Annotated in this window: 8 protein-coding genes; 1 reads left to right on the top strand and 7 read right to left on the bottom strand. The window is 33.1% G+C overall.

The window, feature by feature from the left end; all coding sequences use genetic code 11:
• Positions 1 to 189: 189 nt before the first annotated feature.
• A complete protein-coding gene (locus tag B0A67_RS03880; RefSeq protein ID WP_072955983.1) occupies positions 190 to 2,991 on the bottom strand; it encodes a helix-turn-helix and ligand-binding sensor domain-containing protein in 2,802 nt (933 codons plus the stop codon).
• A 412-nt stretch (positions 2,992 to 3,403) separates the two neighbouring features.
• Between B0A67_RS03880 and uvrA the strand changes: the two genes are divergently transcribed.
• The gene (gene uvrA / locus B0A67_RS03875; protein WP_072955986.1) at positions 3,404 to 6,199 is read left to right on the top strand and encodes an excinuclease ABC subunit UvrA; all 2,796 of its coding nucleotides are present in this window, start codon (positions 3,404 to 3,406) and stop codon (positions 6,197 to 6,199) included.
• A 96-nt stretch (positions 6,200 to 6,295) separates the two neighbouring features.
• Here uvrA and B0A67_RS03870 read toward each other — a convergent pair whose 3' ends face one another.
• From B0A67_RS03870 to B0A67_RS24900, 6 genes are all read right to left on the bottom strand, one after another.
• Positions 6,296 to 6,595, bottom strand: coding sequence for a hypothetical protein (locus tag B0A67_RS03870; protein WP_072956831.1), 300 nt, complete (start codon positions 6,593 to 6,595; stop codon positions 6,296 to 6,298).
• 239 nt (positions 6,596 to 6,834) lie between these two features.
• On the bottom strand, positions 6,835 to 8,484 hold the full coding sequence (locus tag B0A67_RS03865; protein ID WP_072955989.1) for a mechanosensitive ion channel family protein: 1,650 nt from the start codon (positions 8,482 to 8,484) through the stop codon (positions 6,835 to 6,837).
• A 94-nt stretch (positions 8,485 to 8,578) separates the two neighbouring features.
• Positions 8,579 to 10,048 (bottom strand): lipopolysaccharide biosynthesis protein, encoded by a 1,470-nt coding sequence (locus B0A67_RS03860; protein WP_072955993.1) that lies wholly within the window; start codon positions 10,046 to 10,048, stop codon positions 8,579 to 8,581.
• A gap of 83 nt (positions 10,049 to 10,131) precedes the next feature.
• Complete coding sequence (locus B0A67_RS03855) at positions 10,132 to 11,415, bottom strand: glycosyltransferase family 4 protein (protein ID WP_072956835.1); 1,284 nt, start codon at positions 11,413 to 11,415, stop codon at positions 10,132 to 10,134.
• 45 nt (positions 11,416 to 11,460) lie between these two features.
• Positions 11,461 to 11,925: a DUF6036 family nucleotidyltransferase gene (locus B0A67_RS03850; protein ID WP_072955996.1), complete on the bottom strand. Its 465-nt coding sequence runs from the start codon at positions 11,923 to 11,925 to the stop codon at positions 11,461 to 11,463.
• Complete coding sequence (locus B0A67_RS24900; RefSeq protein ID WP_207557306.1) at positions 11,922 to 12,089, bottom strand: hypothetical protein; 168 nt, start codon at positions 12,087 to 12,089, stop codon at positions 11,922 to 11,924. Before B0A67_RS24900 ends, B0A67_RS03850 begins: the two co-directional genes overlap by 4 nt.
• Positions 12,090 to 12,165: the final 76 nt, after the last annotated feature.

The following is a 12,165-nucleotide window of genomic DNA, read 5'->3' as shown; positions in this document are numbered from 1 at the left end:
CGATAAAATTAACCACAACAAAAAACATACATCACAAAAAAACACATGCTATATTTAATATATCTCAAAAAACACCCTTATTTAACTATAAATTACGAATGTTAATTTCTTTAACATTTTCGAGATAAACTCACAACAAACCGTTAATGTTGAGGTAATGTATAGTTTTTTAAGCCGTTTTTTGATGTACTATACAGCTAAAATGTATTCGACTAAACCGATTTCGTGTTGCAAATCCATTTTTTTACGCAAACGATACCTTTTTATCTCTACACTTCTAACCGAAATATTGAATAAAGGAGCGATTTCTTTTGAAGAAAGATTCAATCGCAGGTACGCACAAAGTCGGAGATCATTAGGAGTTAATATCGGATGAAGTTGTTTTATCCTCTTCAGGAAATCTTTATCGGCATTATCAAATGCTTCCTTAAAAACATTCCAGGAATCTTCTTCGGTAATGTTTTTATTGATGGTGCTTATGACAGATTTTATGTTATTACTGTCATTTTGATTCGTTTTCTTCAAGTCTTCTTTAATAAAGGCCAGCAGTTCATTTTTACTGTTCAAACTCATCGTAGACACTGCCAGTTCCCTGTTTTTATTATCAACATCCTGAGACAGCTGTTCGTTGCGAAGTTTCATCAATTGCTGCTCGTTTTCCAATTCTTTTATCTCCAGTAAAAGGTTGTTCTCTTCTATTAATTTCTTTTCTTGTTTCTGATAATAACTTCTGTATGATTTATTGATAAAATAAGCCAGCACACACATCAGAAGAAAATAAATAAACCAGGCGAGATTTGTCAGATACCAGGGTTTTAAAATAATAAAAGTATAAGTCGCGGTGTTTTGCAAAATCGTATTCGCATATTTTGCCCTTACTTTAAAAGTATATTTTCCCGGTGAAAGATTTTTAAAATTCACGGTTGCCTTTGTACTCCACTCACTCCAGTCGTTCTGAAAACCTTCTAACAAATACTGATATTCTGAATTGATGTATTTATTGTATTCCGGAACAGTATAATTTAATGTGATATTATTTTCATTGGCATGAAAACTTCCTTCAGTACCAATAGCTACATTTTTTAAATTTTCATTCTGTTTATTAATGCTGATATCTGTTATAAAAACAGTATAATTTTTGAAACTCAGATCATCAATATTAAGCGTATAATAACCATCCGTAGTCCCTATTAAATACGTTGATTTAGAAATTTGAGTAATATTCTCAAAACCCAGCATAGAATTGGTTAACGAGGAAGGAATTGGAATAATATTTTGTTTTAACTGATTGCTCAATTTACTGGCAGAAAAATAATGAATGTAATTTTTAGAAAACAGCCATATTTTATTTGAATTGTCGACAATTAGTTTACCTGAAGTATATTCATCTTTTTCAAAAATAGAACTCAGTAACTTGTCTTTCTCAAACTGTTTTGTTTTTAGATTTAATTTGAAAATTCCTCCTTTATAAGCATAATAAATTTGATGATTGAATTTGACCAAACTCGCATTTTTGCCTTTATCGGGAGATTTGTAAGCATAGAAATCCTGAGTTTTTAATAACGACGGATCTAATTTTAATCTAAAAACCCCTTTGTATTCATGACTTACATAAACATCAAGATGATCCGTGACTTCAAAATAACGCGATGAATAATCAAAGCCCTGAATTTTGTTTCTGAATGTCCATTGATTGTTTACCTTTTCTAAAACCGAAATTCCGGAATAATTTCCCTGAAGTAACTGATTACGCGAATTAGGAACCGGTTCAAACTTCCAGGTTCCTGAACCTGAAAATATACTTCTGGCAGAATCATTTGTAACAATAAAAGTTCCCGAATCATGTCCGCAAAAAAGCGTATTATCATATACAAAAAGGGACCAAACCTGACCTTTTGTTCCATTTATAAATTTAAATTCCGAATTACTCTGACTGTTTTTACAAAACAAGCCCTGATTCGTCCCAACATACAGCAAACCATTAAAAGTCGCTGAAGCATACACCGTTCCCAAAACCCCGGTATCGTCTGTAAAACTATGTACCGGCGAATTGATATTGATACAATTGATTCCGTTGTCAAGTCCTGCCCATAAATTCTGATCCTTATCTTCAAAAAGAGACAAAGCCGTATTGTTGCTCAGCCCTTTGCTTTGCGAAATATGATATTTTAATTTTCCTTTATCAGACAGAATAAAGATTCCGTTAGAAACGGTTCCTAATGCAAAACTTCCATCCTGTAAAAGCTGGCTGCTGTATACAAAACTTGATTTTAGCTCCGCATCAACATCCGTTGCAAAATGTGTTAAGGTGTTTCCTGCCAATTTATAAATTCCGTCTAATTGTGTCTGAATCTGCAATCCATCCTCTGTGGTAAACATATTTACAATCGTAAACTTTTTAAGAATAGGATGATCCGAAACTAATTTAGCTTTTCCGCTTTCGATTTCAAAAAGCCCCTCACTGAGCGTTTGAAAATAAATGGCATTCTTGGATGCAAACGATTTCACGACACCTTTTTTAGGTGCAATTATTGTGAATTTTCCGGTTTTAGTATCATAAATATAAATTCGGTTGAGGGATTGAAATAAAATCCAGTGGTCATATTTAAGAATGTTCCAGAACTGTTCATCGTCTAAAATCTTATTTTTGATGGTATCGCTAAGCGAAGTATATTTTAATCTGCCATTAGCCTGCCTCGTCCAATACCCAAAATTCATGTAACAACCTGTATAAATTTTGTTCCCAATTACTTTTACAGACCGCACAATAGTTTCGTTGGGCGTAGGATATAACTGCCAATTTGTACCATTGTATTCTAAAAGCCCGTCATTATTAGCGAAGTACATATAGTTTTGATCATCCTGAGTAATCATCCAGCTCTGATTTCCGGCACCATAAACAGCTGACGAATATTTGACAATGGGCGGAAACTCCTGTGAAAACAAGAGAAAACGGACCAAAAAAAGCAGAAAAGAAAATTTAGTTTTCAAATTGGGGGGCGGTATTAATATATTACAAAAACAGTTCTAAAATAACTTATTTTATTATTGAAAGGAATAGTTCTGCATAATTATTTTTAACATTTAAAATCTATGATTAAAAAATACACAACGAATTAAGGTGTTTAAAATGATTCAATTGCGGGATGTTTTTTTGCCACGACTTGCACAAATTATTACAAATTGAATTGGCAAATTATTGTAATTCCCGCCAAAAAAGAATTAGTGGAAATTCGTTGCAAAAAAAAATCACTAAGGATTCTTGCAATTGCTTCGCCTGTAACATGAACTTTATCAGCAGTGATAACATGGTAATTCTGGAACATTTAGTTAAAATTTGTAACAATCTCATTAACAAAACTCAATTCAAAATTGATTACTTTTGTAAAAATTGACTTTTTTTATGCAAATTGATCTTTCTACACTCGACCCAAAACATAATATTATAATTAAAGGAGCTCAGGTACATAATTTAAAAAATGTAGATGTTGCTATTCCCAGAAATAAGCTTGTCGTTATTACAGGTCTTTCAGGATCAGGTAAATCCAGTTTGGCTTTTGATACTTTATATGCCGAAGGGCAGCGTCGTTATGTTGAAAGCTTATCTTCATACGCACGTCAGTTTTTAGGACGTTTAGACAAACCAAAAGTTGAATATATAAAAGGTATTGCGCCTGCTATTGCTATTGAGCAAAAAGTAAATACAACGAACGCACGTTCGACTGTTGGAACTTCGACTGAAATCTATGATTATGTTAAGCTTTTATTCGCAAGAATTGGCCGTACGTATTCGCCTATTTCAGGACTGGAAGTCAAAAAAAATACCGTTACTGATGTTGTTGCTGATGTAAAATCATTAGAATTAGACAGCAAATGGCTCTTACTTGCCCCTATTCATTTAGAAGAAGGAAGACAGTTAGAGGACAAACTAAAAGTGCTCCTGCAACAAGGTTTTGCCCGTATTCTGGTCAACAACGAAATGGTTCGTCTCGATGATTTTACACCAACAGATCTGCATAAATTAGACAATAAAGACATTTTACTGATCATAGACAGGATTGTTGTCAAAGACGAAGAAGAATTCTATAATCGATTGGCAGATGCGGTACAAACTGCTTTTTTTGAAGGAAAAGGAATTTGTTATCTGCAGGAATTAAACTCTGATAAAAAATTTACGTATTCGAATAATTTTGAATTGGACGGAATTACTTTTCTGGAGCCCAATGTTCATTTGTTCAGCTTTAATAATCCTTACGGTGCATGCCCGGTCTGCGAAGGTTACGGAAATATTATCGGTATTGACGCTGATTTGGTTGTTCCGAATACTTCTTTATCTGTTTTTGAAAATGCAATTTATCCGTGGCGAGGCGACAGCATGAGCTGGTACAAGGATGAATTGGTCAAACATGCCTATAAATTTGATTTCCCGATTCACAAACCTTACTTTGAACTTTCAGAAGAGCAAAAAGATTTGATATGGAAAGGAAACAGTTATTTTCAGGGCTTGAATGGTTTCTTTAAGGAACTGGAAGAAAAAAATTATAAGATTCAAAATCGGGTGATGTTATCTCGCTACCGCGGAAAAACAAAATGCCACGCTTGCCGTGGAAAACGTTTACGCGAAGAGGCTTCATACGTAAAAATAAACGGTAAAACGGTTTCAGATTTAGTTGATTTACCAATTAAACATTTGGTTACTTTTTTCAAAAACATCGATCTGAATGTTTACGAACAGCAAATCGCAAAACGTTTGATGGTCGAAATCAATAATCGTTTGTCATTCCTGACAGAAGTTGGTTTGGATTATCTTACTTTAAACCGAAATTCTGCAACCCTTTCAGGAGGAGAATCGCAGCGTATCAACCTGGCAACTTCATTAGGAAGCAGTTTAGTGGGATCGATGTATATTCTCGATGAGCCAAGTATTGGTTTGCACCCAAAAGATTCTGAGCGACTGATCAAAGTTTTACTTTCTCTTCGTGATTTAGGAAATACTGTGATCGTTGTCGAACATGATGAAGACATCATGAAAGCGGCTGATATGATTATAGATATTGGTCCTGAAGCAGGAACTTTTGGCGGTCATTTAGTAGCTCAGGGAACTTATGAAGAAATCTTAAAATCTGATTCATTAACGGCAAAATACCTCAATGGCGATTTAGAAATTTCAGTTCCGAAGAAGAGACGAAAATTCAAAAATCATATTGATATCATTGGTGCAAGAGAAAATAACTTAAAGAATATTAATGTTACATTTCCGCTAGACGTCTTAACTGTAATTACAGGAGTTTCAGGAAGTGGAAAAAGTACGCTGATTAAAAAAATCCTTTTTCCGGCGATGCAGAAAAAGCTGGAAAACGCCTCTGAAAAAGCAGGTCAGTTTAGCGACATAAAAGGTTCTTTTTCGCAGATCAAACATATCGAATATGTAGATCAAAACCCAATTGGAAGAAGTTCAAGATCAAATCCGGTAACCTATATCAAGGCTTATGATGAAATCCGTGATTTATATGCCAAAGAAAAATTATCAAAAATAAGAGGTTATCAGGCAAAACATTTCTCTTTTAATGTCGACGGAGGACGCTGTGAAACTTGCAAAGGAGAAGGTTCTATAAATGTTGAAATGGTCTTTATGGCTGATGTATCGCTGCCTTGCGAAACGTGTGGAGGAAAACGATTCAAAAAAGAAGTTTTAGAGATTACTTTCGACAATAAAAACATCAACGATATTCTAACGATGACTATCGATGATGCAATTGCCTTTTTTGATAAAAACAAGCAAACAAAAATCACTCAAAAACTACAGCCACTTCAGGATGTAGGTTTGGGATATGTACAGTTAGGGCAATCTTCATCGACACTTTCGGGTGGTGAAGCACAACGTATTAAGTTAGCCTCATTTTTAGTAAAAGGAGCCACAAAAGACAAAGCTTTATTTGTATTTGATGAGCCAACAACAGGTTTGCATTTTCATGACATCAAAAAATTATTAGCCTCTTTTGATGCTTTAATAGAAAAAGGGCATTCGATAATTGTCATCGAACACAACCTTGACCTGATAAAATGCGCTGACTGGATCATTGATTTAGGTCCCGAAGGAGGAGAAAACGGTGGACATTTATTAGCCGTGGGAACTCCGGAAGATGTTGTAAAAGAGAAGAAATCTGTAACAGGTATTTATTTAAAGGATAAATTGTAAAACAAAAAAAACTCTAAATTAAAAAAATTCCAAATTCCAATGACGTGGTTACCGTATTGGAATTTGGAATTTTCTAATTTGTGATTTAAATAATCACTAAGCGACTAAACATCTTTCCTCAAAAGGAAAACCATCTTCATCAATGGCAACTAATACTTTTTTTTGCTTTGAGGCCTCAATAGTTAAATAAAGCCATGCAAACGACCATAATCCCAAGGTCAGACAAAAAATAATAAAATTTAAACCATGATTTACTACTTTTCCGCCTTTAGACAGAACTGCAAAAAGAAATTCATCATTTCTTTCTTCTAATGTAAATCCGTTATGAACTTTGTTTGATATCATATTAGAAAATACCTGTAAGCTTTGCTCCTGACTAAGTTCATTCTTTTTCATAATCATCCATTAAAAATTAATCCAAATACTACTACAATTACTTCTCAAATTTGAATTTTGTAACAATTGTTACATTCCTAAAAACAGAACAACGTTTACTTTTATTGTCTTACATCAGTTATTTTTCAGATAAAAAAAGAAACTGTTGCTAAATTCGCACATAAAATTATATTTAATAAAATTAACAGCAAAATGAAATGCAGTTATTTTTTTTAGAATCTGCTCAGATTAACAATACTTTACTGTTTCTTAATATTAAAAGAAGGTGCTTCGTAATCGTCTTTCAAATAATTTTCGGGAATCGTAGTGTTATTCCCGTCACGTACCGCATTATAATGTGGTGACATAATCTCGATTCCGGCTGCATTAAATGAATCCTGAATATTTTGATGAAGCGACGAATAAATTAAAGGCTGTTGTGTGGGATGCTTTGTATAAACATTGATTTGATACGAAACATAAAAATCATCTAAACTAGTCTGCAAAACAAAAGGCTGAGGTGTTTTTTCTACCATTTCTGTTTTTAATGCGGCTTCGATCAAAGCTTTATGAATGGCTGCCCACGGTACATCATAACCTATCGAAACTGTACTATGAATTAATAAACCATTGTTGACCTGCTTTGTATTGGAGGAATAATTGGTAGAGGTACTTGACAAAACTGTAGCATTTGGTATCGTAATGTCTTCGAATTTTGGCGTTCTGATACGGGTAACTAAAGCAGTTTTCTCGATAACTTCTCCACTGACATCTCCTATTTTGATAAAGTCTCCAATCTTGAACGGACGCATATAAGTAATCACTAATCCCGCGACCATATTTGCAATAGCATTAGAAGAACCTAATGAGAACAGAATACCCACGAATACGGAAACTCCTTTAAAAATTGGGGAATCTGATCCGGGCAAATAGGGAAAAATAATAACAACCATAAAAGCCAGCAGCAAAAACCTGACAATATTAAATGTCGGCATTGCCCAGTCACTATAAAAACCATCGATTTTTATATTTTCTTTTTTAATTTCATCAAAAAAGAAACGGATCACTTTTATCGTGTATTTAAAAATAAAAACAATCACGACAATGGTCACCAAACTTGGTAAGAAATCTACAAATCCCATTACCGCTAATTTTGCCGGAGTAAGGATCCATCGCAATAAAGTTGTTGTATAAGCTTCTGTAGCCGGAAAAATACTAAACAATATAGGCAGGGACAGATATACAATTAAAACTAACGTAATCCCTTTGACAAAGCTGTACAATTGCATTAAGAGAGATTGCTGCTTTTGTGGCGACAGGATTTTTATATTATTATAATTGAACCCTTTAAAATACTTATCACTGTTTTTTAGGATATGCAGCTTTACGCGATTAAAAGCTTTGCCTACAAAATATAAAACTATGCTTATGATTAAGATCAGTAATGCTGTATATCCAAGTCTTTTGGGAAGCATGGAATAATTCTCATTCTGGTAAATAATTGCTTTTTTAATTAAACTTAGATTACGTTTGGCAATATAAGCGGCAGTTTGATTTTCGGCCTTTGCATCGATCTCTAAAATAGACATAATGACAAAATCGTTCTTGTACATAATATCCTGAGAGATATCTGAAGGCACGACAGAAATAGAATCTTCTTTAAAAAAAGAGTCCTCATAAAGCTTTCTTATTTTTCCGGCAATAGCATCTGCCCTGCTTTCAGCTGAGAAAGAACCAACTTTATTATACACATAAAATAGGGTGTCTCTAAAAGGGGCAACTGGATATTTTTTTTGCACTAGTTCAGGAACAGCTGTTTTTGATAGTTGTACACTATCTTTTTGAGCAAAAACTAATGAAGAAAATAACGTAATGAAGAACACTAAAAAACAAAGTAATTTCTTTTTCATATTTGCCGGCAATAAATTGATTATCCTTTGTAACAAATATAAAAACAAAATAGGTCCAAATTTCAATTACTTTGCTTTTCTCAATAAAATCGTACTAAATTTTAATTCTCAACTTTTTCAAAATGTTGTCAATAACCGTATTGATATCCGGAGAGATATTAAACCTGTAATTTAAATAGACGTATAAAACTGTTACTAAAATCGATTTTAAGGCAATCCCAATTAATGGATAAACCGGGAATTCCCAAAAATAAAATATCAAAAACAAAGCGCCTGTAACAGCCAGCGAATGTAGATTTTGCTTTGTAAACGGATATAAATCAAGCTTTTTAACCACAAACAGTAACTTGGCTAAGCTATAAAGAGTAATGGATAATAATGTCGCAAATGCAGATCCTATAATACCCATTATTGGTATAAAAATTATATTTAAAACAAAAGTTGCAACAACTAAAGCCAATCCCAAAAACAATACCGTACGGTAGTATTTAGTATTGAAGATGATTGCATTATTATTCCCCAGGATAAGATCAAAATACTTGGATAAACCAATCATAAAAACTACCGGAATACCTCCTCTGTACTCTTCAGGAACTATTTCATAGAGTTGACTAATATTAACAAAAATACACAGCATTACAAACCCTCCTACAATCTGAAGATTTATTGACGTTTTTTTATACAAAATATTGAGTTCATCATGTTTATTTTCGTGCATTAGCTTTGCTGTAATTGGATATACAATCTGATGCATCGCGCGGCTTGGAACTGAAATAACTAAAGCAATATATGTCGCCACCGAATAATAAGCAATATTCTCGATCTTCATGTATTGGTTCAGGATCAGCTTATCACCATCTAAAAGTAAATTGGCTACACTTCCTGAGAGAATAATAAAGAAAGTATATTCCATTACGTTTTTTACATTCACCGGAATACTGATTTGAAACTTCGGTTTCTTTATATAAAAGGCATAAAACATGGTTATTATAAATGCCACAAAATAAATAGCTGCCGTAAAATATACAAACTGAACAAGGGTCATCCAATTAAAATACAAACCTACCAAAGCAATAGTAGACACCAAACGCAAGCCTACCTCTTTTATGAAATTTCCAAAAACGGAGTGCATATGAACTCTTGCCCAGGCATAGAAAATCTCAAAATAAGCCATACAGATCCCTATAAACGGAATCAGGAGCATAAACTCTTTTACAACAGGATTTTTCTTTGTTACAAATGCCGTAATATCATCAAAAAAGAGAATCCCAATAATCCCTAGCGGAATACACATCAGAATAGGAAACAACGCCGTAAATGATAAAAACTGTTCTCGTTCTTCTTCGGTTTTATACTGCGAATAAAATTTGACTAACGTATTCTGCATTCCAATCGCAAACAGCGGCATGATAACATTCGCTGCAGACAAAATATAATTCGTTAATGCGTAATAGGTTGCTCCCAGGTAAATTGGGTACAGGTAAAGCGTATTAATAGCTCCAATAGCGAAGCCTATATAAGTAATAATTGTGTTTTTGAAAGACTGATTTAAAACAATACCCATGTTTTGATTGCAGAGTTTAGATTGTAGAGTTTAGATTTCTGATTTTCTACTCTCTATAGATTTTTTTAATTGTTATTGCTTTTTTAACTAATCAATTGTACCAATTGTCTGGTAAGGTTTTTTCTTGAATATTGCTGTAAACCAACGCCATTAGCTTGCAATTTTCCTTCCAGAAATTGATTATAAAAGTCCAAAATTACACTTTTTAATTTCGCTTTTTCAGAATAGTCAAAAAATACTCCCGTATTTGTTTCCGTGATGATGTCTGCAAAATCAGAACCTTTAGGGCCAATGGCGATTATTGGACGATTAGACACCATATATTCAAACAATTTACCCGGAATTATACTTTTAGTATCTTCAGAATTAATCTCTATTAAAAGTAAAACCTGAGATTTCTTTTGATGTGCAATTGCTTCGTGATGCGAAACATACCCTAAAAGGTTTAAATAATCATTTAAATGAAATTCAGCAATAGAATCCAGAACTTCCTGACTTACAGCTCCTATTAATTTAATTTCTAAATGTGATTTAAAATCCGGTATTTCCTGAAGTAATTCTACCAGACATTCCCATAAAAACTGAGGGTTTCTATCTGATAAAAACGATCCGATATGTGCTAAAGTAAATTTAGTATCCAGAGTTTGTTTCTCGACATTTTCGACATCATAGCCGTTTGTAATCACCGAAATAGGCTTGTTGGTAATGGCCTGAAATTCAGTTTTTGTAGTTTTACTGGTTACAATAATTGTATCAGCACTATTTAATACTTTATATTCTAAATCTTTATGTTTTTTAGCGGCATAAGCTGATAAACGCAAAGCTTTATGGTATCCAATAGTTGTCCAGGGATCACGAAAATCTGCAAACCATTTTACGTTTAGTTTTTCTTTTAGCTCTAAACCAATTAAATGCAAACTGTGTGGCGGACCCGAAGTTACAATAGTATCGATATTATTTTCCTCAATGTATTTTTCAAGATAAGCAACTGAAGGTTTCACCCAAAAAACGCGGGCGTCAGGAATAAAAAGATTTCCTCTGATCCAAAGAAATGTTTTATCTAAAAAAGTTTGCTTTTTCTTATGAGGAAAAATTCCAGAGCTAATTTTTTTGGTTTTGTTTTTCGAAAAAACAGAAGCCAGCTGATAAGGCTCCCAAATTTTATTCTTCAAAACAATCACTTTATCAGAGATTTGGCTAACCAAACCTTCATCTACTATTGGGTAAGTTGGATTTTCAGGAACATAAACAATAGGCTGAACGCCAAATTCGGGCAAATATTTTACAAACTTCAGCCAACGCTGCACACCAGGGCCTCCGGCCGGTGGAAAATAGTAAGTAATAATTAAAAGTTTTTTTTGTTCCAATTTATTCAATTTCTGAAAAATATCAGTTTATGTAGATTTAGTATACTATTCTGTTTTATTATTGGCCTTACCAAGTTCTTCAATATCTAAAATATCTTTAGGTCTGTTTGCAGCTTTTTTAGCAATGATTAAATTATCATAATCAATAAAATAAACAGGAGTTTTTCCTATTATTACAACTGTAGCATCTTCTAATAACGAAGCAAAAGATTTATCTTCTAAGCCTTTTACAGTTGTCATAATATCCAATCTTAAACCGTAATTTAAACTAAAGTCTATACAACCCGGAATAAACTGCATTGTTTCAATAGTTTCAAAATCTCCCAAATTAATTGATTTCAAAGCCTTTCTTAAATTGACACGATTTTCAATAGTATCTTCCAAGTAAATATCAATATCACCTGTATTTCTATTATAACCATATATATTTACAGCAAACCCTCCAATAGTTATATATTTAACTTTGTTTTCAAAAAAACTATTCCAAATAGCAACTATTTGTTCATTCATCGTTTTTTAGATTGAATTACTTTTGCTGTTTTCAGCATATAAGAGACCTCAATAATTGCCATCAATCTTTCTAATCTTTCCAAATAAGAAATTGATTGTATTTCAGCTATTCTATTAGCTTCCAACTCTTTTGGAGTACCAAAACTTAACACGTTTTTTTTCATTGTTTAGTCTTTAACATACATTTGGCAAAGATACTAAATGATCCGGCATTCCTTATTAAAATACCCACCGAGTCTC

This window comes from Flavobacterium aquidurense (assembly GCF_002217195.1).
Lineage (GTDB): Bacteria > Bacteroidota > Bacteroidia > Flavobacteriales > Flavobacteriaceae > Flavobacterium > Flavobacterium frigidimaris.
Note: the sequence above shows the minus strand (reverse complement) of the source record. Positions and strands in the feature narration are given on the sequence as shown.